Source organism: Streptomyces phaeolivaceus, assembly GCF_009184865.1.
Taxonomy (GTDB): Bacteria; Actinomycetota; Actinomycetes; order Streptomycetales; family Streptomycetaceae; genus Streptomyces; species Streptomyces phaeolivaceus.
On the sequence record NZ_CP045096.1, the window covers coordinates 687,988 to 712,393 of the forward strand.

A 24,406-nucleotide genomic window follows, 5' to 3' on the forward strand; every position below is an offset into this window, starting at 1 on the left:
GGGTATAGAGTCAAGCGGCGTGAGTGACTTGCCGCAGATACCCACTGGGGGTATACAGGGAGGCAGGGCCCCAAAGATACCCCCACCGGGTATACGACCGTCCGCGCCGCCGCCCACGAGGTACGAGGAGCAGCCATGACCATCACCGGGACCGGGACCGCCGCCGCCGAGGTGGAACTCGCCATCGGCGGGATGACCTGTGCCTCCTGCGCGGCCCGGATCGAGAAGAAGCTGAACCGTATGGACGGCGTCACGGCCACGGTCAACTACGCCACCGAGAAGGCGAAGGTCAGTTACGCGGACGACGTCTCGGTGGGGGATCTGATCGCCACCGTCGAGGCGACCGGCTACACGGCACGGGAGCCCGCGCCACCCGCGCGGGCGGAGCCCGACGACACGGACGGGGCCGCCGAGGACGACGAACTGCTGCCGCTGCGGCAGCGGCTGATCACGGCGGTGGTCCTGGCCGTCCCGGTCGTCGCGATGGCCATGATCCCGGCGTTGCAGTTCGAGTACTGGCAGTGGCTGTCCCTGACGCTGGCCGCGCCCGTGGTGACGTACGCCGGGTGGCCCTTCCACCGGGCCGCGTGGACGAACGCCCGGCACGGTGCCGCGACCATGGACACCCTGATCTCCCTCGGCACCCTGGCCGCGTTCGGCTGGTCGCTGTGGGCGCTGTTCCTCGGCACGGCGGGCACACCGGGCATGACACACCCCTTCGAGCTGACGATCGTCCGGGGTGACGGCGCCGGGAGCATCTATCTGGAGGCGGCGGCCGGGGTGACCGCCTTCATCCTCGCCGGGCGCTACTTCGAGGCCCGCGCCAAGCGGAAGGCGGGCGCGGCGCTGCGGGCGCTGCTGGAGCTGGGCGCGAAGGACGTCACCGTGCTCACCCCGGAGGGTGGCGAACGGACGCTCCCGGTCGCCGAGTTGAAGGTCGGCGACCGCTTCCTGGTACGCCCAGGCGAGAAGATCGCCACCGACGGGACGGTCGTCGAGGGCTCGTCCGCCGTGGACGCGTCCCTGCTCACCGGCGAGTCCGTGCCCGTGGAGGTGGTGGCCGGCGACCCCGTCACCGGTGCCACCGTGAACGCGGGCGGGCGGCTGGTCGTCGAGGCCGGCCGGATCGGCGCCGACACCCAACTGGCCCGGATGGCGCGGCTGGTGGAGGACGCGCAGAACGGGAAGGCCGCCGCCCAGCGGCTCGCCGACCGGATCTCCGCCGTCTTCGTGCCGATCGTGCTCGCCCTCGCCCTGGGCACCCTCGGTTTCTGGCTGGGCAACGGCGCCGGACCCACGGCCGCGTTCACCGCCGCCGTCGCCGTACTGATCATCGCCTGCCCCTGCGCCCTGGGGCTCGCCACGCCGACCGCGCTGCTGGTGGGCACCGGGCGCGGCGCCCAACTGGGCATCCTGATCAAGGGCCCGGAGGTGCTGGAGTCGACACGCCGGGTCGACACCGTCGTCCTCGACAAGACCGGGACCGTGACCACCGGCCGGATGACCCTGCTGGCCGTGCACCCCGCGGACGGCGTCGACGAGGCCGAAGTGCTGCGTCTGGCGGGCGCGTTGGAGCACGCCTCCGAGCATCCGGTCGCCCGTGCCGTCGCCGAGGGCGCGGCGGCGCGGCTCGGCGCGCTGCCCGTGCCGGAGGACTTCGCGAACGTACCCGGTCTCGGTGTGCGGGGGATCGTCGACGGCCACGCGGTCCTCGTCGGCCGTGAACGGCTCCTCGCCGACTGGGCCATGGAGCTGCCGGAGGACCTGGCACGGGCACGGGCCGGGGCCGAGGCGTCCGGCCGTACGGCTGTCGCGGTCGCCTGGGACGGAGACGTCCGCGCGGTGCTCGAAGTCGCGGACGCGGTGAAGGAGACCAGCGCGGAGGCGATCACCCGGCTGCGGGCGCTCGGCCTCACCCCGATCCTGCTGACCGGCGACAACCGGGCCGTGGCCGAGTCCGTCGCCCGCGAGGTCGGGATCGCGGCCGAGGACGTGATCGCGGAGGTGCTGCCGCAGGACAAGGTCGACGTCGTCGAGCGGCTCCAGGGCGAGGGCCGTTCGGTCGCGATGGTCGGTGACGGTGTCAACGACGCGGCGGCGCTCGCGCGGGCCGATCTGGGGCTGGCCATGGGCACGGGCACCGACGCCGCGATCGAGGCGAGCGATCTGACCCTGGTCCGGGGCGACCTTCGCGCGGCGGCCGACGCCATCCGCCTGGCCCGCCGGACCCTCGGCACCATCCGGTCCAACCTGTTCTGGGCCTTCGCCTACAACGTGGCCGCGCTTCCGCTCGCTGCGGCCGGCCTCCTCAACCCGATGATCGCCGGGGCGACCATGGCCTTCTCCTCGGTCTTCGTCGTCGGCAACTCCCTGCGCCTGCGCACGTTCCGGGCGGCCGACTGAGGCGACGGACCGACTCGCGCAGGGCGAAGGGCCGTTCCACGCCGAGCAGTCACATGCGGCGAGGGGCGGCCCTTCCGCCGCGCCCGTCGGCCTAGGGCGTGTTTCGGAAGTCCCTTCGTCGCCCGCAGGGCGGCCTCCCGGCGTCGTGAGGGGTACCTCCCGGTCGAGCGAAGCCGAGAGTGGGGGAGCGTGCATGGCACCGCGAGGCAGACGGGAATGTGACGACAGGGCCTAGCGACGCCGCCAGGGCAGGACCGCCGGGTCCGCCGGGGTGCCCTCCGCGCGGACGAGGGCGTCGCCGATCGCCTCGCCGATCTCGGCCAGCTGGCGCACCTGCTCGGGGGTGAGGGCGTCGAAGACCACACGGCGTACGGCTTCCACATGGCCGGGGGCCGCGCGGTCCAGCAGCCCCTGCCCCTCGCCCGTGAGGACGGCCAGCTGGCCCCGGCCGTCGGCGGGGTCCTCCCGGCGGTCCACGAGTCCGGCCTCACCGAGACGGTTGACCGCGTGGGTGAGACGGCTGCGGGTGATCTTCAGCCGACGGGCCAGCTCGGACATGCCCAGCGCCCGGTCGGGAGCGGACGAGAGATGGGCCAGCAGGGCGTAGTCGGCGTGCGTCATCCCCGCGTCACGGCGCAACTGGCGGTTGAGGTAGTCGCTGAGCAGGGTCGAGAAATCGATGTAGGCCAGCCAGGCCCTTTGTTCCTCGGAGTCGAGCCAGCGCGGCGTGGTGGGCATGGTCTCACTCTAACGACGTCCGTTTGAAGCTTCAATCACAAGGTGCAGCGTCGAGACCGCGTGCCTTTCGTGCACCGACCGTGCTTGCTCTACGGAGCCTTCTCCTACAAGAACAAGCTGATCCGTGGCGTCCCCGGCTCCACGGCACCCAGGTCTTCTCCGCCACCGAGCGCTTCAACTCCTGGGCCCAGCGCGGCGCCGTCATCGGGAAGGCCCCGCACAAGGCGGGCGCCAAGCTGTTCATGAGCCGGCTGAACTCCGAGTCCACGCAGGAACACGCCATCGCCACCTGGACCTGGTCCGTCCGCGAGGTTCCCCGCCGACCCGGACAACAGCCTCGGCCGCACCCCCGGCGCCTTCTGACGACCGAGCCGACCCGAACGAACGAGGAGAACGCGCGCATGCGGACACAGGGCATCATCTGGAACGCGTTCGTCACCTCCGCCGACGACTTCGACCGGACCGTGGCCTTCCTCACGGACGTCCTCGGACTCACCGCGACGGTCGAGTTCCCGGGCTTCGCGATGTTCCCGGGGGACAACGGCGGCATCCTGGAGGGGTACGCGGAGGGCGGCGTCCCGCCGTACGGCTTCAACGACGGCGTCGTGTTCGGCTTCCGCGTCCCCGACATCGAGGCCGCCTCCGCCGAACTGGCCGCCGCCGGAGCCGAATTACTCGGTGAGGTAAATCGGCTGGAGACCGGCTACGCCCACCGCCACTTCCGCGGCCCGGACGGCCGGGTCTACGGCCTCGACGAGGACCCCAGGGCCCTCTGGATCGCCCTTGTCCCCCTGGGTCGAGGAATTGCCGGACAAGGGACAAAGGACAAGAGACAAGGGGACAAGGGGACAAGGAGACAAGGAGACAAGGAGACAAGGAGACAAGGAGACAAGGGCCATTCGGCAGGGCACTGCCGGGCCTCGGCGGAAATGGTGTCGAATGCCGGGCTGGATTTACCGGATCCGGACAATCCCACGAGCATTCACGTGAGATTGCCCGGATCGTTATCGAGTAATTTCCGAGCGGTGGTCCGCAGAAGACCGATGCGTGAGCGGTTCTCGGAGATTCAGGTGGTCCCGGAGAGTCGTTCCTGTGTATTCCGTGCGATAGACGCCGCGTTCCTGGAGTTCGGGGACGAGGAGGTCGACGATGTCGTCGAGGCCGTCGGGGATGAGGTACGGGGTGACGTTGAAGCCGTCGACCGCGCCGTGCCGTACCCAGTGGGCGAACCGGTCGGCGAGGCCGGCCGGGGTGCCGACGTGACCGCGCTGCGGACCGAGCGCGATGACGGTCTCGCGGAGCGACCAGCCGCCCGCCTCGGCCTTCTCCCGCCACTCGGCGACCACCTTGCGCGGATCGGCGATGCGCCGCGCACCGAAGGAACCGTCGTTCTCGGCGACGACCGGGTCCTCCTTCGGCAGCGGCCCGTCGGCGTCCCGGTCGGAGAAGTCCCGGTTCCACAGCAGCCCGGCGATGCCCAACGCCGTCGCGGGGGTGACCTGTTGAAGCCGGATCCAGCGCTTCTTCTCCAGGGCCTCCTCCTCGGTCGCCCCGATGATGATCTCGGTGCCGGGGAGGATGCGCAGGTCGTCCTCGGGCCGCCCGGCGGCCACCAGACGCCCCCGGACGTCCTCGGCGAACGCCAGCGCGTCGTCGAACTCGTTGCCGTGCGCGGAGAAGATGACGTCGGCGTTGCGGGCGGCGAAGTCCCGGCCCTCGGCCGAGTCACCGGCCTGGAAGATCACCGGGTGGCCCTGGGCGCTGCGCGGCAGCGTGGGCGCGAGGTCGACGTCGAACTGCCGCCCCTGGTGCCGGACTTGCCGTACCGCTCCGGGCGCCGCCCACGTGGAGGCACCCGGCGATCCGGAGGTGGCGCCGTCCTTCCAGCCGTCCCAGAGGGCGCGGGCCACGGTGAGGAACTCCTCGGCGCGTGTGTAGCGGTCGGCGTGGTCGAGGTAGCCGCCGCGCCGGAAGTTCTCCCCGGTCCAGGCGTTGTCGGTGGTCACCACGTTCCAGCCGGCGCGGCCCTCGGAGAGCAGGTCGAGGCCGGAGAGGCGGCGGGCGAGGTCGGGGGCCTCGTTGTAGGTGGTGTTGGAGGTGGAGACCAGGCCGATCCGGTCGGTGACGGCGGCCAGGGCGGCGAGTTGGGTGAGGGCGTCGGGGCGTCCGGCGACATCGAGATCGTGGATCCTCCCGTCGACCTCGCGCAGCCGCAGCCCCTCCCCCAGGAAGAACGCGTCGAACAGGCCCCGTTCGGCGGTCCGCGCCACCTGCCGGAAGCTGGCGGGGTCGATCTGGCTGCCGCTGGCCGGATCGGACCAGATGGTCCAGTGGTTGACGCCCTGGAAGAAGACACCGAAGTGCAGCCGCGCGTCCGGGCGGGGGACATCGAGGGGATCGGTGCGGGTCATCGGGTCTCCTCCCCGGAACGGGCCGCCGCGACGGCGTACCGGTTGGCGGGCCGTTCCAGGTCCAGCTGGGTGCGCAGCGAGGCGCCGGGCAGCGGACGGACCGCGTGCCGCCGTTCGAAGAGGTGCGGCAGCACCAGCCGGGACAGCTCAGGAAGGTCCTCGTCGAGGACGAGCGGATGCAGGCGTACGCCGTCCACCACTCCCCGCAGCCGCTCCAGCAGCGCGGCCAGCCCGGCGGCGGAGCCGATGTGGCGCAGCCGTCCCCGGTCGGCCCAGGGCGCGTGCTGTTCGAGGTCGCCGACGCGTTCCTCGGCCGTGGCGTGCGCGGTGTCGAGGGCGACCTCGACCTCGGCGAAGGTGCGGGGTGTCCCGGCGCCTGCGGAGGCCGTGGCGACGGCGACGAGGTCGCGGCCCGTGACGAGCGCGACGTCGAGTTGCCCGGCGGGCACCAGGTCGGGGTGGCCGAGGACGACGACCTGCCCCTGCGGGGGACGCGGCACGATCGCCGGGCCCTTCACCGTGAAGGTGTCACCGGTGAAGTCGACGTAGTGCAGCCGGTCACGGTCGAGATAGCGGCTGGTGGCCACGGAACGGATGACGGCGTCGTCCTCCCAGGAGTCCCACAGCGCCCGCACCGCCTCGACGCCGTCGCGCGACTCGCCGGCGCGGGCGGCGGCCCCGTCGACGAGGGGGCGCCCCCAGGCGCGTGCCGCCTCGGGCCGTGTCTCCTCGCCGACCACCCATCCGGCGCGGCCGACGGAGATGTGGTCGAGGGAGGCCAACTGGCTGGAGACATGGAACGGTTCGGCGTAGGTGAGGGGCACGACCGGCGCGACACCGACGACGCTCGTCGACGCGGCGATGAACGCGGCCCGCTCCACCGCGCCGATCCGGCCGACCGTGTCGGGCGCGGCGCCGGGCGGCAGCACACCGTCGTCCAGGGTGAGCAGGGTGAACCCGGCGTTCTCCGCGGCGGCGGCGACTCGGGCCACCCGGCGCGGGGTCAGCAGATGGTCGGGGGCGTGGGCGGCGCGGCGCCAGGCCGCGGGATGGGCACCGTCGCCGTCGAGTTCGACGGCGAGGCGCAGAGCGGGGCCGGACATGGAGTTCCTTCCGAGGGCACGACGAGACGGCCGGCCCGAGGGGGCCGACGGGGGTCAGACGCGTGCGGAAGGACAGACGGCGGAGGCGGTGCGGCAGTAGTCCACATGCCGCCGGATGATCAGCCGCGCACCCGCGCCGGCACCACACGGTGCCGCGTCACGTACGCGCATCAGGGCCTCCACCTGTCCGGTAGGGATCACCTCAACCTACGCCGTCCGCCCGGGAAGATGTCAAGAGCATTAGTTGTACGCGCATGAGAACCGTGCGCGCGCCCGGCCACCGCGACGGCGGCCCCGAGCCCCCGGGCCCCCACGCCCCGGCAGCTGGGGCGGCTGGGGCGGCTGGGGCGGCGGTCATGTCAGTGCCCCCGGTTAATGTGCCCGCCCATGGACCCCATGGACAAGGTGCCGCTGACGGCGCGGCTGACCGAAGAACTCTCCGGCTCCTGGGACGACACCCGTGCGGGCCCGCGACGCCCTGGTGGCGCGGGGTGAGGCCGTGGTCGCGGCGGTGCTGGACGTGCTCGGCGACATGGAGTCCCCCGTCGACTGGACGGTCCCGGCGGACGTGCCGACCCGCATCGGGGAGCCCGCGCTCCTTCCCCTGGTGGAGGCGGTCGCGCGGGCCGGCCCGCCCGAAGCCGTCAGGCGGGCCCAGTGGACACCGGCGGGGCTGGCGGTGGCCGAACCGGGCGTCTACGGCCCGCTGTTGAAGCATCCGCACGCGTCGGTACGGGTCACCGCGCTCTCCGCCTTCCAGCGCGGCGGCGAGTCCTCGGCCGGCTTCCTCGACCTGCTGGTCCCGTCGCTGGGAGACCCCGACGCGGACGTGCGGCGCCGCGCGGTCGCCGTGTTCAGGGCCATCGGCTGCGCCGCCGTCCCCGTACTGCGGCGGTGGCGACGGCGGCCCGCGACCGGCCCGAGGATCCGCTCCGGCGCCCTGGAGGCACTCGCGCTGGGCGCGGTCCTGCTGCTCTTCGGGGCGGCCTTCGGCGGCATCAACGTCGCCTTCAACAGCGCCGCCGTGGACCTGGTGGCCGCGCTGGGGCGGCCGATCATGTCCAGCTTCCACGCCGCTTTCAGCCTGGGCGGCATGGTCGGGGCGGGCCTCGGCAGCCTGGTCGCGGGCTCCCTCTCGCCCACCCGCCATCTGCTCGGCATCACCCTCGTCGGCCTCCTGGTGACCGCCCTGGCCGCCCCCACCCTCCTGCGGCACGGACCCCCGGCGCCCCCGGCCGGCATCCCCGAGCCGGGCGCGGCGGAGAGCGGCACCGCGCGGCCCGCCACCCGCCGCCTGGACGGCCGTACGCGCGGCCTGATGGTCGTCCTCGGCGTCATCGCCGGATGCACGGCGTACGGCGAAGGGGCGCTGGCCGACTGGGGCGCCCTGCATCTGGAGGCGGACCTGGACACCTCGCCCGGTGCCGCGGCGATCGGTTACACGTGTTTCGCGCTCGCCATGACGATCGGCCGGCTCACCGGGACGACCCTGATCGAACGGCTGGGCAGGACCGCGGTGCTGGTGGCCGGCGGCGCGACCGCGACGGCCGGGATGCTGCTGGGCTCCCTCGCCCCCTCGGTGTGGGCGACCCTGCTCGGCTTCGCGGTCACCGGTCTCGGCCTCGCCAACATCTTCCCCGTGGCCATCGAACGGGCGGGCGCGCCGGCCGGGCCCGGCGGGGTGGCCACCGCCTCCACGCTCGGCTATCTGGGCATGCTGCTCGGCTCGCCCGCGATCGGTTTCATGGCCGAATGGTTCTCCCTGCCCGTCGCGCTCACAAGCGTCGCGGTACTCACCGCCTTTGCCTCCGTCATCGCGTTCGCCACCCGTCACTCGACCGCGAAATGACCACTCACCGTTGCCCCGTGACACCTCGCGGTGCATGAAGCAGGCCCTGAGTCAGCCCTCCGAGAACATGAGGCAACCATTCAGTCGTTCGATTCGTATAACTCCCTGGAGGCCCTGCGACCCGGCCGAACAGAGGGCGGCCGGAGCGTCACCATCCGCTTTTCCGGATGGTCCCGAACAAGGAGAAACGATGCGACTGTTCGTGCTCAACTACGCTCGCGCCGCTGAGCAGTTGGAGTTCAGCGCTCCGTACACCTACGACTCCGGGCTGCAGTTGAACGTGCTCGCCGATGGGCGGATAGCCGCTCACGACCAGGGTCTTATGCGGGAATTGGGGGCGACTACGTCCACCGCGGGTTCGAAGACCCATTTCGACGACTGAACACGGACCGGCGACGATGACGGTGCTGATCCTCACCTGTGAACAGGATGTGACGGCGGACCTGGTGGTGGCACGGCTGAACGGGACCGGCGTCCCGGTGGTCCGACTCGACCCCGCCGACCTGCCCGGCGGTGTGGCGCTCTCCGGTGAGTACGTGCACGGCTCCTTCCGCGGGCATCTGTCCGCCGGGGGGCGCCTGGTGAGCATGAGCGGGCTGCGGTCGATCTGGCTGCGCCGGCCGGGGGTACCGGCCAGCGGGGTCGCCGAGCCCTCCCCGTGGCTGACCGAGGAGTCCTCGCAGGCCCTGTACGGCATGCTGCGCGGCACGGGCGCCCGCTGGATGAACGACCCGGACGCGGCCCGGCGGGCCCGCCACAAGCCGTGGCAGCTCCGGCACGCCCAGCGCTGCGGGCTCCCCGTCCCGGCCACCCTGATCACCACGTTCCCGCAGGCCGCCCGCGACTTCGCCGAGCGATTCCCGGACCTGGTGGTGAAGCCGGTCTCCGGCACCCATCCGCAGGAGCCCGCCCGGACGGTCCCGACCAGCCGTGTCGCGCCCGGCACCGACTTCACCGCCGTCGCGTTCGGCCCGACCCTGTTGCAGCGCCGGATCGCCAAGACCGCCGACATCCGGCTGACCGCCGTCGGCGACCGCATGCTGGCCGCCCGCAAGGCGGTCGCCCCGGACGCGCACCCCGACGAGGTGGACGTCCGTTTCGCCCCGTCCACCGCGCCCTGGCAGCCGGTCGACGTCCCGGCCCGCACCGCCACGGCCGTGCGCGCCTATCTCCGCGACGCCGAACTGTCCTACGGGGCCTTCGACTTCGCGGAGGACGCGGACGGGATCTGGTGGTTCCTGGAGTGCAACCAGTCCGGCCAGTTCGGGTTCGTGGAGATGGACACCGGCCAGCCGATCGCGCACAGCGTCGCCGAATGGCTGGCGCACGAGGAATCGGGAGCGGGATCACGCCATGTCGGCCGGATCCGGGCGACTCCGTGAGGCGCCGGACCGCCCGCGGGTGAACCGGGGCGCCCGTCCCGGCTCGGACGGGGCGCCCCGGGCCTGCCCCGTCCGGCAGACTCGCCCCATGGAGACTGCCGAGCACATCAGAGCCCTGGACGAGGAAGGCCGACTGCTCGCCACGGCCGCCCGGAAAGCCGGTACGGACGCCGAGGTGCCGACGTGCCCGGAGTGGCGGGTACGGGACCTGGTACGGCACACGGGGGCCGTGCACCGCTGGGCCACGGCCTTCGTGGCCGAGGGGCATCCCTCGCCCCGCCCCCTGCCGGACGGGCCGGACCTGGCCGGGGAGGCCCTGCTGACCTGGTTCGAGGACGGGCACCGACGGCTGGTGGACACCTTGCGCGCCGCCCCCGCCGACCTGGACTGCTGGAGCTTCCTGCCCGCCCCCTCCCCGCTCGCCTTCTGGGCCCGCCGCCAGGCCCACGAGACGGCCGTGCACCGCGCCGACGCGGAGTCCGCGCCCGGCGGCGCACTGGGTGAACCCGGCGAACCCGGCGAACCCGGGGAGCGCACCGTGGACTTCGCCGTCGACGGCATCGACGAACTCCTGCTCGGCTTCCACGCCCGCTCCCGGAGCCGGGTGCGCACCGAGACCCCGCGCGTCCTGCGGGTGCGGGCCACCGACACGAACGCCGTGTGGACCGTACGGCTGTCGTCGGAGCCGCCGGCGGCCGAGCGCGTGGACGCCGCGGCGGCGGGGGACGCCGACTGCGAGATCTCGGGGCCGGCGCCCCGGCTGTATCTGTCCCTGTGGAACCGTCTTCCGCTCCCCGCCGTCACGGGCGACACCGCGCTCGCGGAGCTGTGGCGGGAGACCTCGGGCGTCGGCTGATCCGGTATCAGTCGGCGCGCCCGCGGCCTTGTCGGGGGCGCCCGCCGCCCTCACACTCGGCCCATGGGGAGACGGACGCAGGCCGAACGGGACGCGATGACCACGGAGATCGGCTTCGCGCTCTTCGCGGGGGCGGTGCTGGCGGGCGTGGCCTACTTCGGGGTGACCGAGTTCCTGCCGGACGTCGTCGGCTCCCTGCGGAGCCGCCCGGACATGCTCCGCCACCTTGGCGCGTCGCTGACGGTGGTGGTGTTCATCGTGGTCGTCTCGATCGTGCTGACCCGCTTCCGCCGCGCCGGCCGCCCTGCCCGACAGGACCTCGCGGGAGCCGACCGGGCGGACCGGGCGGACCGGGCCGACGGGCCGGACTCGGCTCAGCCCAGCCAGCCCGGCCGTACCAAGCCCGACTCGTAGGCCAGCACGACGAGTTGGGCGCGGTCCCGGGCGCCCAGCTTCACCATCGTGCGGCTCACATGCGTCTTGGCGGTGAGCGGGCTGACGACGAGCCTGCGGGCGATCTCGTCGTTGGTGAGGCCGATACCGACGAGGGCCATCACCTCCCGTTCCCGCTCGGTGAGTCCGGAGAGCGAGGCGAGGGCCGAGGGCTCCTTGGAGCGGGCCGCGAACTCGGAGATCAGCCGCCGGGTCACCCCGGGCGACAGCAGCGCGTCGCCCTCGACCACCGCCCGTACCGCGCGCACCAGTTCCTCCGGTTCGGTGTCCTTCACCAGGAAGCCGGAGGCACCGGCACGGATCGCCTCGAAGACGTACTCGTCGAGTTCGAAGGTGGTCAGCATGACGACCCTGACCCCGTCGAGCCCGGTGTCGCCGGTGATCCGCCGGGTGGCGGCGAGCCCGTCGAGCCGTGGCATCCGGATGTCCATCAGGACGACGTCCGGGCGCAGTTCACGCACCCGGCGCAGCGCGTCCTCGCCGTCGGCGGCCTCCCCGGCGACCTCGATGTCGGGCTGTGCGTCGAGCAGCGCCTTGAACCCCGCCCGCACCAGGGCCTGGTCGTCGGCCAGCAGTACGCGGATCACCGGTCCTCCTCGACCTCGCGGGACGCCCGTACCGGCAGTACGGCGAGCACCCGGAACCCCCCGTCGGCGCGCGGTCCCGCCTCGATCGTGCCACCGAGCGCGGCGGCCCGCTCCCGCATCCCGACGAGTCCGTTGCCGCCACCGCCCGCGTCGTCGCCGGTCGCGGGCCCGTCGTCGTCGATCCGCAGCCGCAGCTCACCGCCCCCGTGACCGAGGCGCACGCGCGCGTGCCGCGATCCCGAGTGCCGTACGACGTTGGTGAGGGCCTCCTGGACGATACGGAAGGCGGCGAGATCGGCGCCGGGTGGCAGCCGGGGCGGGGCCTCGCCCTCGATCTCGACGGTCAGGCCCGCGCTGGCCGCCTGCTCGACGAGTTCGGGGAGGCGGTCGAGGCCCGGGGCGGGCGTGCGCGGGGCGTCGCCGGGGGTGCGGAGGGTGTCCAGGACCTGGCGGACCTCGCCCAGCGCCTCCTTGCTGGCGGCCTTGATGGTGGTGAGCGCGGTGCGCGCCTGTTCGGGGTCGGAGTCGAGGAGGGCGAGGCCGACGCCCGCCTGGACGTTGATCACCGAGATGCTGTGGGCGAGGACGTCGTGGAGTTCGCGGGCGATCCGCAGCCGTTCCTCGTCGGCCCGCCGCCGGGCGGCCTGCGCGCGCTCGGCCCGCTCCCGCGCCCACTGCTCCCGCCGGGTCCGGGCCAGTTCCGAGAGCGCGACGATGGCCACGCCCCAGGTGACGACGGCGACCTCCTGCCCCCAGCTCGCGGCGTCGTCCCCGCCCGGCGGCAGCCACCGGTACAGCCAGTGCGCCACCAGCACGTGTCCCGCCCACAGCGCCCCCATCGCCGTCCAGGCGGCCCTGCGGTGCCCGGCGACGATCGCGTTGAAGCAGCCGACGGCGACCGTGAGGAACACCGGCCCGTACGGGTATCCGGCCCCCAGGTACACCATGGCGGTCGTGGCCGTCCCGAAGGCGACGGCGACGGGATACCGCCACCGCCACAGCAGCTGGAGGGCGCCCACGAGCAGCAGGACTCGCGCGAAGGGGTCGAGCGCGGCGCGTTCGTCGGTCTGGAACCCGGCCGCCGCGTTCGAGCCGACCAGCACGAAGACGGTGAGCAGCAGCGTGGAGCGCCAGGGCAGGCGGGAGCGCGGCTCGTCACCGTCCGGCCGGTTCCACCACGGAGGGCCGCCACCGTGCCGCCGCCGCCACGGCGGCCCGCCCCACGCCGACGGTCCGCCCCACACCGGGGGACCGCCCCACGCAGACGGGCCGTCCGCCCGCGCCTCCTGCTCTGCCATACCGGCCACGCTAGACGCCGCCCACCGGGCGGGACGTCACCCGAGCGAGGGGATCACGTCTACTCCCCGCGAAGTACGCCCTGGAGCCCCACCTGGCGGGCGAGCCCCTCCGCCGCGTACCGGAAGAACCTCTCGCGTTCCTCGACCACCCTGTGGAACTGCCCGAACACCTCGAAGCCGACCAGTCCGAACAGCTGCGCCCACGCCGCGACCAGCCCCGGGGCCGCCTCCGGGGGCAGCTCGGGCGCGAAGTCCCCGGCCATCCGGCGCGCCTCGGGCAGCAGCCCGTCCGGCAGCTCGGGCCGCGCCGTCCCGTCGGCCCGGTGGGCGTCCCCGATGATCCCGATGAGCACCCGCCCGACCCGGGCCGCGGCCGGCACCGTCGTGTCGGGCGCGGTGTACCCGGGCACGGGCGAGCCGTAGATCAGCGCGTACTCGTGCGGCCGGGCCAGCGCCCAGGTCCGTACCGCCTCGCAGACCGCGACCCACTGTCCCGCCGGACTCGCCGCGGCGGCCCCGGCCCGCGCTGCCTCGGCGGCCTCGCCGAGGGAGTCGTAGGCGTCGATGATCAGGGCGGTCAGCAGGTCGTCGCGGCTGGGGAAGTACCGGTACAGCGCGGAGGAGACCATGCCGAGTTCCCGCGCCACGGCCCGCAGGGAGAGTTTGGCGGCACCCTCGGCGGCGAGCTGTCCGCGCGCCTCGTCCTTGATGGCGGCGGTGACCTCGATCCGGGCGCGGGCGCGGGCCCCTCGTGCTGTGCTCATACGAGGGAGTCTGCCACAGAAGCAGAGCACCGCACACAAACGAGAGCACTGCTCTTGCCATGGAGCACCGATCTCGTACACACTGTTCTCGAACGAGAGCAGTGCTCTCCGAACGGATCGCCAGGAGAAGCGCCGCTCCACCGGCCAACGGGAGGAACCCCATGTCGTCGTCGCCCCACTACATCAAGGCCAACCCCTTCGACCGCGCGCTCAACGGCTTCATCGGCCGGCTCGCCCGCCACGGCGTCAGCCTCCTCGGTACGGCCGAGCTGTCCGTGCGCGGCCGCAAGAGCGGCGAGTGGCGTCGGCTGCCGGTCAACCCGTTGCCGTACGAGGGCGGCCCCTATCTCGTGTCGGCGCGCGGCCACTCCGAGTGGGTGCGCAACATGCGGGCGGCCGGCGGCGGACGGCTCCAGGTCGGGCGCCGGACGCAGGAGTTCACCGCGGTCGAGCTGCCCGACGAGGAGAAGCCCGTCGTGCTGCGCACCTACCTCAAGAAGTGGGGCTGGGAGGTGGGCCGGTTCTTCGGCGACGTGAACGCCGACTCCACCGACGAGGAGCTGCTCGCCGCCGCGCCGAAGCACCCCGTCTTCCGGATCACCGTTCAGCGGTGACCCTGCGGGGTGTCGGCGGGGTGCCGGCGGGCAGGGCGCCACGGCGCCCTCCGGTTCCTACTTGTCGAAGGCGGTCAGCGCGCGCTGGGCGATCGGGTGGCTGCGGACGATCTCGCCCAGCGAGGTCGACCCGCGGGTGATGTCGACGAAGGCCCGCCAGGCGGGCCGGAACCCGGTGAGCGCCGCGTGGAAGAGACCGGGCCGCCGCTCGAAGGCGACCAGCAGCCGCTTGCCGACGCTCATCTCGACACCGAGCCCCGCCTTCACGGCGAACGCGTAGTTGAGGGCCTGGCGGCGGGTGTCCACCGCGTCGTGCGCCTCGGCGATCCGCACCGCCCACTCCCCCGCGAGCCGCCCCGACCGCAGCGCGAAGGAGATGCCCTCCCGCGTCCACGGTTCGAGGAGCCCCGCCGCGTCACCGCAGACCAGCACCCGCCCCCGCGACAGCGGCGAGTCGTCGGCCCGGCAGCGCGTCAAGTGCCCGGAGGAGACGCTCGGTTCGAAACCGGCGAGGCCGAGCCGTCCGATGAAGTCCTCCAAGTACCGCTTGGTGGCGGCGCCTTCACCGCGCGCGGAGATCACACCCACGGTCAGGGTGTCGCCCTTGGGGAACACCCATCCGTAACTGCCGGGCATCGGGCCCCAGTCGATGAGGACCCGGCCCTTCCAGTCCTCGGCGACGGTCTCCGGAACCGGGATCTCCGCCTCCAGACCGAGGTCGACCTGGTCGAGCTTCACCCCGACATGGGCCCCTATCCGGCTGGCGCTGCCGTCCGCGCCCACGACGGCCCGCGCGAGGAGCGTCTCACCGCTCTGCAGGACGACGGCGACCGTGCGCCGGTCGGGCACGGCCGAGCCGTGCTGCTCGACCCGGACGACCGTGACACCCGTCCGCAGTTCGGCGCCCGCCTTCTGGGCGTGCTCGACGAGCTGCTGGTCGAACTCGGGCCGGTTGATCAGCCCGAACAGCATCTGTTTCGACTTGCGCGTGCGGGCGTAACGGCCGTCCAGCGAGAACGTGACCGCGTGCACCCGGTCCTTGAGGGGCAGTTCGAAGCCGGGCGGCAACGAGTCGCGGGAGGGGCCGATGATGCCGCCGCCGCACGTCTTGTACCGCGGCAGTTCCGCCTTCTCCAGCATCAGGACGCCGCGTCCCGCGACCGCCGCCGCGTAGGCGGCCGAAGCCCCCGCGGGGCCCGCGCCCACCACGACGACGTCCCACACCCGCTGCACGTCGTCCGCCGAAGAGTTCTCGCTGCTCACGATGGTCTACTGCTCCCGATCCAGCCGCCTGCCGCACCTGTCCCACGCATCCTACGGCGGGTGACGCCGGGGACCGCTGTGGGAGGATCGGCAGCGCGTGCGCCCTACACCGACACACCGGGCGAGGGCGTACGCGGCCACCCACCCAGAAGGACAACGTCGCACCCACCAGGAGCGTGCCCATGCCGTCGAACCCGGTCGCCGAGACCGTCGCCTCACTGCTTCCCCGGGCGAAGGAAGAGCTGACCGAACTGGTGGCCTTCAGGTCGGTGGCGGACTTCGACCAGTTCCCGAGGAGCGAGAGCGAGGGCGCCGCGAACTGGGTCGCCGACGCGCTGCGCGCCGAGGGCTTCGAGGACGTGGCCCTGCTCGACACCCCCGACGGCACCCAGTCCGTGTACGGCCACCTCCCGGGCCCCGAGGGCGCGAAGACCGTGCTCCTGTACGCCCACTACGACGTGCAGCCGCCGCTGGACGAGGCGGCCTGGGTGTCACCGCCGTTCGAGCTGACCGAGCGGGACGGCCGCTGGTACGGGCGCGGCGCCGCCGACTGCAAGGGCGGTGTGCTCATGCATCTGCTGGCGCTGCGGGCGTTGAAGGCGAACGGCGGTGTCCCCGTCCACATCAAGGTGATCGCCGAGGGCTCCGAGGAGATGGGCACGGGCGGCCTCCAGCGGTACGCCGAGGCGCACCCCGAACTGCTCGCCGCCGACACCGTCGTCATCGGCGACGCGGGCAACTTCCGTGTGGGCCTGCCGACGGTGACCTCCTCCCTGCGCGGCATGGTCCTCATGCGTGTGCGGGTCGACGCCCTCGAAGGCAATCTGCACTCGGGCCAGTTCGGCGGCGCGGCCCCGGACGCGCTGGCCGCGCTGATCCGGGTCCTCGACTCGCTGCGCGCCGAGGACGGCACGACGACCGTCGACGGCCTCCCCGGCGACGGCACCTGGGACGGACTCCAGTACGCCGACGAGCAGTTCCGCGAGGACGCCAAAGTGCTCGACGGCGTGGAACTGGTCGGCTCGGGCACGGTCGCCGACCGCATCTGGGCCCGCCCGGCCGCCACCGTGCTCGGCATCGACGCCCCGCCCGTGGTCGGCGCGACCCCGTCGATCCAGGCCGGCGCCCGCGCCCTGGTCGGTCTGCGCGTCCCGCCGGGCGCGGACGTCCAGCAGGCGATCAAGCTGCTCGAATCCCATCTGGTCGCGCACACCCCGTGGGGCGCCCGGGTGAGCTGCGAACTGATCGGCCACGGCCAGCCGTTCCGCGCCGACACCTCCAGCCCGGCCTACGAGGCGATGGCCGCGGCCATGGCCGTCGCCTACCCGGGCCAGGAGATGAGTTACGCGGGCCACGGCGGCTCCATCCCCCTCTGCAACGCCCTCGCCGCCCTCTACCCCGACGCCGAGATCCTCCTCATCGGCCTCAGCGAACCCGAGGCCCAGATCCACGCGGCCAACGAGAGCGTCTCCCCGGAGGAGTTGGAACGCATGTCGGTGACAGAGGCACTGTTCCTCCAGAACTACGCGACGAACTGACCGAGCTTTTCAACGCCGCCGCAGTACCGCGCCCCGCTTTGAGAGGTGCGGGGAACTTCGCGAGCAACCACGATCCACCCGCAGACGCCCGACTACCCACCCCGAACGGCGGCAACGCGAACAGTCCCCCTACACCGGCACCCCGGCCTCCAAGTACAGCGCGGCGCCCCGCTCCCGCGCCCGCAGCGCCCACCGCAACCGCTCGTACCGCACCGGCGGCAACAGATCCGCCGCCTCCTCCTCCGTCACGAACCGCCACTCCCGCAGCTCCGTCCCGGGCAGCACGGGCCGCTGCGCCCCACCCGTGTCGATCCGCCCCCCGTCGAAGAGCAGCCGCAACCCGCCGTACCGAGGCCGCGCGGGCGCCTCCCAGTCCACCACCAGCAGCCGGGGCACCTCCTCCAGCCGTATCCCGGTCTCCTCGAACACCTCACGCACGCCCGCCCGCGCCGGCGCCTCCCCGGCCTCCACCACGCCGCCGGGAAACTCCCAACCCGCCTTGTAGGTCGGGTCGACGAGCAGCACCCGGTCCTCCTCGTCGAACAGCAGAACCCCCGCGGCGACCGTCTCGGCGGTCGGCTCGGGGGTCTGCACGATGTCGCACACGGGTACGTCGTCGGCGGCCACGGCGTCGGCGATGCGCCGCGCGGTCTCGTACGGGGTGAGGGCGCCCGTGTCGACGAGATGGGCATCGGTGGTGAGCCAGCCGCTCAGCGCGGCGCGGTAGGGCGCGATGTGGTCGTACGCCCATTGACGCAGCCGCATCTCGCCGTCGGGGAGGTCGGGCGGAATCTCCCGCCCCGCTATTCGCTCTCGCAGTATCGTTTCGGCCGGGGCCAGGAGCAGATGCCGTACGGGTATGCGGCGGGAGGCCAGGCCGCCGAAGATCTCGTCGCGGTACTCCTGGCGGAGCAGGGTCATGGGGACCACGAGGGTGCCGCCCAGCTCGGCGAGCAGTGCGGCGGCGGTGTCGACCACGAGCCGTCGCCAGCTCGGCAGGTCCTGGAAGTCGCCGACCTCGGCGAGGCGTTTGGCCGGCAGCATGTGTGTCAGTGCGCCGCCGATGACCTCGGGGTCGAAGAGCGTGCTGTTCGGGATCAGTTCGATCAGTTCCCGTGCGGTGGTGGTCTTCCCCGCACCGAACGCACCGTTGATCCAGACGATCACGGTTCCCCCTCTTCTGTTGACCCCCTGAGGCTTGCCCTCCACTCCGCCACGGAAACCAGCCGCTGCTGAGGAGCCGAAAGACGGGGAGCCGGAGCACACGGGCGGCGGGCCCCCACCGTGTGGGGACCCGCCGCCCGTGGTGCGAGAGGAGGCGGGCGGCCGGTCCGCCACCCGCCACCAGGCCGTCAGCCTTCCTTGCCGCCCTTGCCCTCCTGGTCCGCCTGGCCCCCCAGGGCGTCCTCGTCGACCGCCAGGCTGTCGCTGGAGACCGTCTTGCCGACCTTGCCGAGCGTGCCCTCGACGTCCAGTTTGCTCAGTCCGTCCGTCTTCCCGAGCGCGTCCGAGGCGTCGAGACCGTGCGACGGCGTGATGGCCGCGACGACGAAACCGGTGGCGAGGGAGGCGATGGCGAGCATGCTGCGCTTCTTCATGCCCCGCTCAACTGCGGAACGGGGCACGGGGTCACGCCCCGATTTCCGACGCTTCCCGGGCACCCGGGACGTCGCCCGGCTCGGCGTCGGTCAGCCTCCCTCGGCCGGCGTGCTCGCGCGCCCCGCCAGCGCCGCCGCGGCGGCTCCCACCAGGCCCGCGTCCGTGCCCATCACGGCGGGGGCGATGGTCAGATCCTGGACGAAGGAGAGCGTGGCGTAGTTCTTGAGGGCGGCGCGGAGAGGGGCGAAGAGGACGTCACCGGCGTTCGCGACGCCGCCGCCGATGACCGCGATGTCGATCTCCACAAGGGTGGCGGTGGCGGCGATCCCGGCGGCGAGGGCCTGCGCGGCCCGCTCGAAGGAGGCCACCGCGACCGGGTCACCGGCCTGCGCGGCGGCGGCGACCGCCGCGGCGGAGGTGTCCCCGTCGGGGCCGGGCAGCCAGCCGTTCTCCAGGGCGCGCCGGGCGATGTTGGGCCCGCTGGCGATGCGCTCGACACAGCCGCGCGCACCGCACGGGCAGGCGTCGCCGTCGAGGTCGACGCTGATGTGACCGATGTGGCCGGCGTTCCCGGTGGGGCCCGCGTGCAGTTTCCCGCCGAGGACGAGGCCGCCGCCGACGCCCGTCGACACGACCATGCACAGCGCGTTGTCGTGGCCGCGCGCCGCGCCCTGCCAGTGCTCGGCCGCCGTGATCGCCACACCGTCGCCGATCAGCTCGACGGGCAGCCCGCCGGTCACCGCCCGGACCCGCTCGACGAGCGGGAAACCGCGCCAGCCATGGATGTTCACCGGGCTCACCGTGCCCGCGGAGGCGTCCACCGGACCCGCGCTGCCGATCCCGACGGCCGTGGCCCCGCCCCACCGCGGGTCCCCGCCCAGCTCGCCGAACACCTCCTCCACGGCCCGCATGACGGTCTCGCCGTCCTGCTGTGCGGGCGTCGGGCGCTGGGCGCGCACCAGGATCCGGCCGTGGCCGTCCACCAGCGCCCCGGCGATCTTGGTGCCGCCGATGTCGAGCGCGGCCACGAGGTCGGTCTGCATCAGTGTCAGTTCTCCCGCTGCGAGTCTCCTACCGGGCGCCCGAAACACAGCGGCACCCGGATCTCCGGCCGGAAAACCGGCAGCACGACGCTCGCCTGGTGGGGGGCGCCGGCCAGAGAATGCGATAGACAGTCTCCCCCGGCTGTGACAACGTTGTCCAGGCTCTATGCTCGACGCCACATCCTCAACAGCCGCACATTTTCCGCCACGGGACACGGCCGATCACTCCCCGTGGACGACAGGACAGGACAGGACAGCGCACAGTGCCCGAGAGCGCCAACGGCATCGCCCGCCGCCCCGAGAACCGCTACGGCAACCGTCCCACGATGAAGGACGTCGCGGCACGGGCCGGGGTGGGTCTGAAGACGGTCTCCCGGGTGGTGAACGGCGAACCGGGCGTCACCCCGGACACCGAGCGCCGCGTCCAGGAGGCGATCGAGGCACTCGGCTTCCGGCGCAACGACAGCGCCCGCGTGCTGCGCAAGGGCAGTACGGCCACCATCGGCCTGGTCCTGGAGGACCTCGCCGACCCGTTCTACGGCCCCCTCAGCCGGGCGGTGGAGGAGGTGTCCCGCGCCCATGGCTCACTGCTGATCAACGGGTCCAGCGCGGAGGACCCGGACCGCGAGCAGGAGTTGGCGCTCGCCCTGTGCGCCCGCCGCGTGGACGGGCTGGTGATCATTCCGGCCGGTGACGACCACCGGTATCTGGAGCCCGAGATCAGGGCGGGTGTCGCCACGGTGTTCGTGGACCGCCCGGCCGGGCGGATCGACGCCGACGCCGTGCTGTCGGACAGCTTCGGCGGGGCCCGTGACGGCGTCGCGCACCTCATCGCCCACGGCCACCGCAGGATCGGCTTCATCGGCGACATGCCCCGTATCCACACCGCCGCCGAGCGGCTGCGCGGCTACCGGGCGGCCATGGAGGACGCGGGCACGGACGTCGAGGACGCGTGGATGTCCCTGGGCGTCACCGATCCCGAGCGGGTCCGCAGGGCGGCCGAGGACATGCTGTCCGGCCCGGCCCCCGTCACGGCGATCTTCGCGGGCAACAACCGGGTGACGGTCACGGTCGTCCGTGTCCTCGCCGAGCACCCCCGGCCGGTCGCCCTGGTCGGCTTCGACGACTTCGAGCTGGCCGATCTGCTCCGCCCCGGCATCACGGTCGTCGCCCAGGACCCCGCGAAGCTGGGCCGCACCGCCGCCGAACGCCTCTTCCAGCAGCTGGACGGCTCCCTCGTCACCCCCGAGCGCATCGAACTGCCGACCCGGCTGATCGCCCGCGGCTCGGGCGAACTCCCGCCCGCGGACTGACCCTTGGACGCCCCCGACCCCCGTACGCTCGAAGCGCTGGGCCTCGCCGTGGCGCCGCGCGAGGACCCGCTGAGCTATCCGGGCGCCTGGCCCGCCGAGTCGGCGCTGCTGGACGGCAACCGGCTGCTGCCGTTGGACAGGCTCGTCTTCGAGGACCGCGTGCCGGTCCTCTCGGTCGGCTCCAACGCCTGCCCCGCGCAGCTCGTCCACAAGATGGCGGAGCACGGCGTCGAGTGCCGGATCCCTCTGGTCAAAGCCAGGGTCACGGACATCGGGATCGGCGTCTCCGCACACGTCAGCCTGCTCGGCTATCTGTCCGCGTCACCGTTCCACTCCCCCGGCTCCACCGCCGAGTTGTTCCTGACCTGGCTCGACGAGGCGCAGCTCGCCGTGGTCGACGCCAGCGAGGGCGTCGACTCACCGACCGGCAACTTCCAGCGGGCCGCGCTGCCCGGCACCGACTTCCCGGTCGAGCTGGAGTCGGGCGAACTCCTCGACCACGCCTGGATCTACGTCAACCGGTGGGGCGTCCTGCGCGACGGCGGCCCCGGCCCACGCCCCCACCCGGGCCGGCAGCGCCCGCTGATCACCGAACTCCTCACCGCGTCCCCCGAGTTGCGCACCCTGTTCGGCACCACCCCCGACGAGTTCGCCGCCCGCGCCCGCGGCAACCGCGAACTGTGCCTCCGGGGCAGGGAGTTGTTCGCCGAACACAAGTGGACGACGGTGTCGGGCCTGGAACAGTACGTACGGCCGCATCCACGGGCCTAGTACTGCAACCGCATCTGCGGGTTGTGGCCTCGGCGTTTGTAGTGGGAGCGGCGGGCACGGGCCTGGCTGCGTCGTCGGAAGCGTGACCAGTGCAGATGATGGTCGTTGCTGTGGTGGCGGGGCGTGACGATGATGTGGCCGATCAGTCGGCGGATCTCCGGGACGCTGAGGGGTATGAGGTCTTGCTCGTCGTCCGCTCCGCCCCTTTTGCGGCTTCTGCGGCGCGGACGGCGGTCAGGTAGGCGAGGGCGGCCATGGCCAGGGTGATGTGGCGGTACCAGGCCCGGTAGAGCCTCACCTGGTAGTGGTCCAGGCCGCACTCGCCCTTGGCGGTCTGGAAGCACTCCTCCACCGCCCACCTCGCGGCGGCTACCTTGACCAGGTCTTTCAGCCGGGAGGCCACCGATCCGTAGCAGACGTAGTAGGCGATCTCGGTGGGGTCGCTGATGCTGCGGCGGGCCAGAACCCAGTGCCCGAAGCCGTTCTCCCAGTACGGGCGGATGGCGACGCGGGCCCAGTCGTAGATCCGTTCGCCGTGCGCGCCCTGGCCCCCGGAAACCCGCTTCCACGCTTGCCTGGGCAGGGCGGCGACCAACTGGTCCACCCTGGCGTCGCCGCCGTCCGCCGTGGTCACGGTGTCGTTGACCTTGGTGGCCAGTACGTGCGCGATCCTGCGTTCCTCCAGCCATACCCGCAGGTGCTTGACCTGCCCGTATGCCTCGTCAGCGGTGACCCACGCGAACGGGATGCCTGCGTCGACGGCACGTTGCAGCATCCACTTGCAGTGCTCATTCTTGGTCGCGAAGGGGATCTCGTCGTCGATCCCGGCTGCGCGGCAGCGCTCACGGTCATCCGTCCAGGAAACGGGGATGTAGAGCTCACGGTCGATCAATGCCCGCCCCCTGGCGGAGGCGTAGGCCAGGAAGGTCCCGATCTGGCAGTTCTCCGTGCGGCCGGCGGTACCTGTGTACTGCCGCTGGACTCCGGCGGACTTGGTGCCCTTCTTCAGGAAACCGGTGTCGTCGCAGATCAGGACCGCGTTCTTGGCTCCGATGGTCTCCACGACGAAGTCGCGCACATCGTCGCGGACCGCGTTCTCGTCCCAGTCGGAGTGGTTGAGCAGGCGCTGGACGCCGTCCGGGCGGAGCTGCCCGACCTGCTCGGACAGCGTCCACCCGTTCTTCTTCTCCAGCGGCGCGACGAGTCCGTTCAGGTAGTCCAGCGCCCGCTCGCGGGGCTCCGACCTGCCGAAACGGTGGGCGAACCGGGCATGGAGCCCGGCCACCCCCTCGGACCACGACTCGACCTGCTCAACCGTCAGCGCATCAGCACACAGTCATACCAACGAGACCGCCGACCATCCGTCACGCCAGATGCGGTTGCAGTACTAGCCATTGGCGCGGAGCGGTGTGCAGGGGGTTGCACCTTCCGTAACGGCATGTGGTCCGGTGGACCTACGTCCCGATCCCTTCAGAACAGGTCCTTGCTCATGCATTCGTCCTTCCTGGCACCCCGCCAGGTCAAGATCGGTGACGCGGCGGCCTTCGCCGGCACCACGCCACGGGCGATTGGCCACTACCACGAGATCGGCCTGCTCCCCGAGCCTGAGCGGGGCGGCGACGACCGCCGCCGCTACGGGTACGAGGACCTGATCCGCCTGCTGTGGATTCGCAGAATGGCCGACGCCGGGATCGCCCTGGACGACATCCGTGACGCCTTCACCACCGGCACGGCCTCCGCCGGTGCGGACAGCGGGGACGGTATCGCGGGCACCCTGGAGCGGTTGGAGGAGACCCTCGCCGAGCAGGAGGCGGAATTGCGGCGGCAGCGGACCGCCGTACGGCGGATGCGCACCGAGGGCAGCCGCATGGGCCTGCTCTCCGGCTTCGTCACCGAACGCCTCAAGAGCCTGCCCGAGGGCTCCCTGCGCCAGGCGGACCTGGACAGTCTGCTGGTCACCGAGCGGATCTTCGGCGCGCTCGGCGCGGCCGTCCAGGCCACCCGCTTCGTCGCCCTGGCCACGCATCCCACTCTGCGGGAGGATTCCGACCGCATCGACGACGCCGAGGAGGCACTCGACGACAGCGTCGCCGTCGATGATCCACGGGTGGTCCAAGTGGCTGTCGAGCGGCACGCCTTCGAAAGCGCCCTACAGACAGTCATCGAGGAGTCCGGCCTCGGGAAGGACGACGACGCCCTCTTCGACGCCTGGGAAACTCTGCGCCCTGCCACCGCCGATGACGAGGACGGCGAGGACGAGGACGGGGCCGACCTCAGCGCCGACAGGCGGGAGGCCGGCTCCATGAGCGCGTTCGAAGCCACCGGGAAGATGCCGTACGACTTCTCCCCGGCCCGTCTGCGCTGCATGGAACTGGCCGAAGAACTCTCCGCCCAGGACTCACCCGCTACCTGAAACACGGC

General features: G+C 72.5%; 22 protein-coding genes and 1 pseudogene. 12 read left to right on the forward strand and 11 right to left on the reverse strand.

All coding sequences use genetic code 11. From position 1 onward, the window contains the following. Positions 1 to 135 precede the first annotated feature (135 nt). Positions 136 to 2,403: a heavy metal translocating P-type ATPase gene (locus F9278_RS03465; RefSeq protein WP_152166932.1), complete on the forward strand. Its 2,268-nt coding sequence runs from the start codon at positions 136 to 138 to the stop codon at positions 2,401 to 2,403. Between the two features lie 231 nt (positions 2,404 to 2,634). On the opposite strand, the gene F9278_RS03470 is transcribed toward F9278_RS03465, so the two are convergent. Beyond that, positions 2,635 to 3,141 (reverse strand): MarR family winged helix-turn-helix transcriptional regulator, encoded by a 507-nt coding sequence (locus F9278_RS03470; protein WP_152166933.1) that lies wholly within the window; start codon positions 3,139 to 3,141, stop codon positions 2,635 to 2,637. A gap of 401 nt (positions 3,142 to 3,542) precedes the next feature. On the opposite strand from F9278_RS03470, the pseudogene F9278_RS48635 reads away from it, so the two are divergent. Next, positions 3,543 to 3,866: pseudogene (locus tag F9278_RS48635) on the forward strand (VOC family protein); the annotation flags it as partial. A gap of 279 nt (positions 3,867 to 4,145) precedes the next feature. Here F9278_RS48635 and F9278_RS03475 read toward each other — a convergent pair. Then, on the reverse strand, positions 4,146 to 5,552 hold the full coding sequence (locus F9278_RS03475; RefSeq protein ID WP_152166934.1) for an NtaA/DmoA family FMN-dependent monooxygenase: 1,407 nt from the start codon (positions 5,550 to 5,552) through the stop codon (positions 4,146 to 4,148). Further along, entirely contained in the window at positions 5,549 to 6,655 is a 1,107-nt protein-coding gene (locus F9278_RS03480) for an LLM class flavin-dependent oxidoreductase (RefSeq protein ID WP_152166935.1), read from the reverse strand. The genes F9278_RS03475 and F9278_RS03480 overlap by 4 nt, the downstream gene beginning before the upstream one ends. Positions 6,656 to 7,115: 460 nt before the next feature. Here F9278_RS03480 and F9278_RS03485 point away from each other — a divergent pair, with 460 nt between their 5' ends. From F9278_RS03485 to F9278_RS03505, 5 genes are all read left to right on the forward strand, one after another. Beyond that, positions 7,116 to 8,504 carry an MFS transporter gene (locus F9278_RS03485; protein ID WP_193241354.1) on the forward strand — a complete coding sequence of 463 codons (1,389 nt, stop codon included), beginning with the start codon at positions 7,116 to 7,118 and terminating at the stop codon, positions 8,502 to 8,504. A gap of 190 nt (positions 8,505 to 8,694) precedes the next feature. Next, a complete protein-coding gene (gene tgmA, locus F9278_RS03490) occupies positions 8,695 to 8,886 on the forward strand; it encodes a putative ATP-grasp-modified RiPP (protein WP_013005676.1) in 192 nt (63 codons plus the stop codon). A 16-nt stretch (positions 8,887 to 8,902) separates the two neighbouring features. Then, positions 8,903 to 9,886 carry an ATP-grasp ribosomal peptide maturase gene (gene tgmB, locus F9278_RS03495; RefSeq protein WP_152166936.1) on the forward strand — a complete coding sequence of 328 codons (984 nt, stop codon included), beginning with the start codon at positions 8,903 to 8,905 and terminating at the stop codon, positions 9,884 to 9,886. An 88-nt stretch (positions 9,887 to 9,974) separates the two neighbouring features. Continuing rightward, positions 9,975 to 10,742: a maleylpyruvate isomerase family mycothiol-dependent enzyme gene (locus F9278_RS03500; RefSeq protein ID WP_152166937.1), complete on the forward strand. Its 768-nt coding sequence runs from the start codon at positions 9,975 to 9,977 to the stop codon at positions 10,740 to 10,742. Between the two features lie 63 nt (positions 10,743 to 10,805). After that, complete coding sequence (locus tag F9278_RS03505) at positions 10,806 to 11,156, forward strand: DUF6332 family protein (protein WP_152166938.1); 351 nt, start codon at positions 10,806 to 10,808, stop codon at positions 11,154 to 11,156. On the opposite strand, the gene F9278_RS03510 is transcribed toward F9278_RS03505, so the two are convergent. The 3 genes from F9278_RS03510 to F9278_RS03520 are packed head-to-tail and all read right to left on the reverse strand — an operon-like array spanning position 11,117 to position 13,844. After that, the gene (locus F9278_RS03510) at positions 11,117 to 11,782 is read right to left on the reverse strand and encodes a response regulator (RefSeq protein ID WP_152166939.1); all 666 of its coding nucleotides are present in this window, start codon (positions 11,780 to 11,782) and stop codon (positions 11,117 to 11,119) included. The genes F9278_RS03505 and F9278_RS03510 overlap by 40 nt on opposite strands. After that, positions 11,779 to 13,080, reverse strand: a complete 1,302-nt coding sequence (locus F9278_RS03515) for a sensor histidine kinase (protein WP_152166940.1) — start codon at positions 13,078 to 13,080, stop codon at positions 11,779 to 11,781. Before F9278_RS03515 ends, F9278_RS03510 begins: the two co-directional genes overlap by 4 nt. Positions 13,081 to 13,139: 59 nt before the next feature. Next, on the reverse strand, positions 13,140 to 13,844 hold the full coding sequence (locus tag F9278_RS03520; protein WP_152166941.1) for a TetR/AcrR family transcriptional regulator: 705 nt from the start codon (positions 13,842 to 13,844) through the stop codon (positions 13,140 to 13,142). 161 nt (positions 13,845 to 14,005) lie between these two features. Between F9278_RS03520 and F9278_RS03525 the strand changes: the two genes are divergently transcribed. Then, complete coding sequence (locus F9278_RS03525; protein ID WP_152166942.1) at positions 14,006 to 14,458, forward strand: nitroreductase family deazaflavin-dependent oxidoreductase; 453 nt, start codon at positions 14,006 to 14,008, stop codon at positions 14,456 to 14,458. A 57-nt stretch (positions 14,459 to 14,515) separates the two neighbouring features. Here the strand turns inward: F9278_RS03525 and F9278_RS03530 are convergent, their stop codons facing one another. Further along, positions 14,516 to 15,721, reverse strand: a complete 1,206-nt coding sequence (locus tag F9278_RS03530; protein WP_152166943.1) for a geranylgeranyl reductase family protein — start codon at positions 15,719 to 15,721, stop codon at positions 14,516 to 14,518. 182 nt (positions 15,722 to 15,903) lie between these two features. Between F9278_RS03530 and F9278_RS03535 the strand changes: the two genes are divergently transcribed. Beyond that, positions 15,904 to 17,259, forward strand: a complete 1,356-nt coding sequence (locus tag F9278_RS03535) for a dipeptidase (RefSeq protein ID WP_152166944.1) — start codon at positions 15,904 to 15,906, stop codon at positions 17,257 to 17,259. A 129-nt stretch (positions 17,260 to 17,388) separates the two neighbouring features. Here F9278_RS03535 and F9278_RS48435 read toward each other — a convergent pair whose 3' ends face one another. From F9278_RS48435 to F9278_RS03550, 3 genes are all read right to left on the reverse strand, one after another. Then, entirely contained in the window at positions 17,389 to 18,426 is a 1,038-nt protein-coding gene (locus F9278_RS48435; protein WP_152166945.1) for an NUDIX hydrolase, read from the reverse strand. Positions 18,427 to 18,611: 185 nt separating this feature from the next. Next, positions 18,612 to 18,857: a hypothetical protein gene (locus F9278_RS03545; RefSeq protein ID WP_152166946.1), complete on the reverse strand. Its 246-nt coding sequence runs from the start codon at positions 18,855 to 18,857 to the stop codon at positions 18,612 to 18,614. 90 nt (positions 18,858 to 18,947) lie between these two features. Then, positions 18,948 to 19,901 (reverse strand): ROK family protein, encoded by a 954-nt coding sequence (locus tag F9278_RS03550; RefSeq protein WP_152166947.1) that lies wholly within the window; start codon positions 19,899 to 19,901, stop codon positions 18,948 to 18,950. 263 nt (positions 19,902 to 20,164) lie between these two features. On the opposite strand from F9278_RS03550, the gene F9278_RS03555 reads away from it, so the two are divergent. After that, positions 20,165 to 21,214, forward strand: coding sequence for a LacI family DNA-binding transcriptional regulator (locus F9278_RS03555; protein ID WP_152166948.1), 1,050 nt, complete (start codon positions 20,165 to 20,167; stop codon positions 21,212 to 21,214). Positions 21,215 to 21,217: 3 nt separating this feature from the next. Further along, positions 21,218 to 21,985 (forward strand): hypothetical protein, encoded by a 768-nt coding sequence (locus F9278_RS03560; protein WP_152166949.1) that lies wholly within the window; start codon positions 21,218 to 21,220, stop codon positions 21,983 to 21,985. Positions 21,986 to 22,127: 142 nt separating this feature from the next. Here the strand turns inward: F9278_RS03560 and F9278_RS03565 are convergent, their stop codons facing one another. Then, positions 22,128 to 23,306: an IS701 family transposase gene (locus F9278_RS03565; RefSeq protein WP_152166950.1), complete on the reverse strand. Its 1,179-nt coding sequence runs from the start codon at positions 23,304 to 23,306 to the stop codon at positions 22,128 to 22,130. A gap of 168 nt (positions 23,307 to 23,474) precedes the next feature. Here F9278_RS03565 and F9278_RS03570 point away from each other — a divergent pair, with 168 nt between their 5' ends. After that, positions 23,475 to 24,398, forward strand: coding sequence for a MerR family transcriptional regulator (locus F9278_RS03570; protein WP_152166951.1), 924 nt, complete (start codon positions 23,475 to 23,477; stop codon positions 24,396 to 24,398). Positions 24,399 to 24,406: the final 8 nt, after the last annotated feature.

What these genes read in the sequence shown, in the direction of transcription:
- F9278_RS03465 (WP_152166932.1), top strand. Translation starts at nt 136, where the DNA reads ATGACCATCACCGGGACCGGGACCGCCGCCGCCGAGGTGGAACTCGCC.
- F9278_RS03470 (WP_152166933.1), bottom strand. Translation starts at nt 3,141, where the DNA reads ATGCCCACCACGCCGCGCTGGCTCGACTCCGAGGAACAAAGGGCCTGG.
- F9278_RS03475 (WP_152166934.1), bottom strand. Translation starts at nt 5,552, where the DNA reads ATGACCCGCACCGATCCCCTCGATGTCCCCCGCCCGGACGCGCGGCTG.
- F9278_RS03480 (WP_152166935.1), bottom strand. Translation starts at nt 6,655, where the DNA reads ATGTCCGGCCCCGCTCTGCGCCTCGCCGTCGAACTCGACGGCGACGGT.
- tgmA (WP_013005676.1), top strand. Translation starts at nt 8,695, where the DNA reads ATGCGACTGTTCGTGCTCAACTACGCTCGCGCCGCTGAGCAGTTGGAG.
- tgmB (WP_152166936.1), top strand. Translation starts at nt 8,903, where the DNA reads ATGACGGTGCTGATCCTCACCTGTGAACAGGATGTGACGGCGGACCTG.
- F9278_RS03500 (WP_152166937.1), top strand. Translation starts at nt 9,975, where the DNA reads ATGGAGACTGCCGAGCACATCAGAGCCCTGGACGAGGAAGGCCGACTG.
- F9278_RS03505 (WP_152166938.1), top strand. Translation starts at nt 10,806, where the DNA reads ATGGGGAGACGGACGCAGGCCGAACGGGACGCGATGACCACGGAGATC.
- F9278_RS03515 (WP_152166940.1), bottom strand. Translation starts at nt 13,080, where the DNA reads ATGGCAGAGCAGGAGGCGCGGGCGGACGGCCCGTCTGCGTGGGGCGGT.
- F9278_RS03520 (WP_152166941.1), bottom strand. Translation starts at nt 13,844, where the DNA reads ATGAGCACAGCACGAGGGGCCCGCGCCCGCGCCCGGATCGAGGTCACC.
- F9278_RS03525 (WP_152166942.1), top strand. Translation starts at nt 14,006, where the DNA reads ATGTCGTCGTCGCCCCACTACATCAAGGCCAACCCCTTCGACCGCGCG.
- F9278_RS03535 (WP_152166944.1), top strand. Translation starts at nt 15,904, where the DNA reads ATGCCGTCGAACCCGGTCGCCGAGACCGTCGCCTCACTGCTTCCCCGG.
- F9278_RS03545 (WP_152166946.1), bottom strand. Translation starts at nt 18,857, where the DNA reads ATGAAGAAGCGCAGCATGCTCGCCATCGCCTCCCTCGCCACCGGTTTC.
- F9278_RS03550 (WP_152166947.1), bottom strand. Translation starts at nt 19,901, where the DNA reads ATGCAGACCGACCTCGTGGCCGCGCTCGACATCGGCGGCACCAAGATC.
- F9278_RS03570 (WP_152166951.1), top strand. Translation starts at nt 23,475, where the DNA reads ATGCATTCGTCCTTCCTGGCACCCCGCCAGGTCAAGATCGGTGACGCG.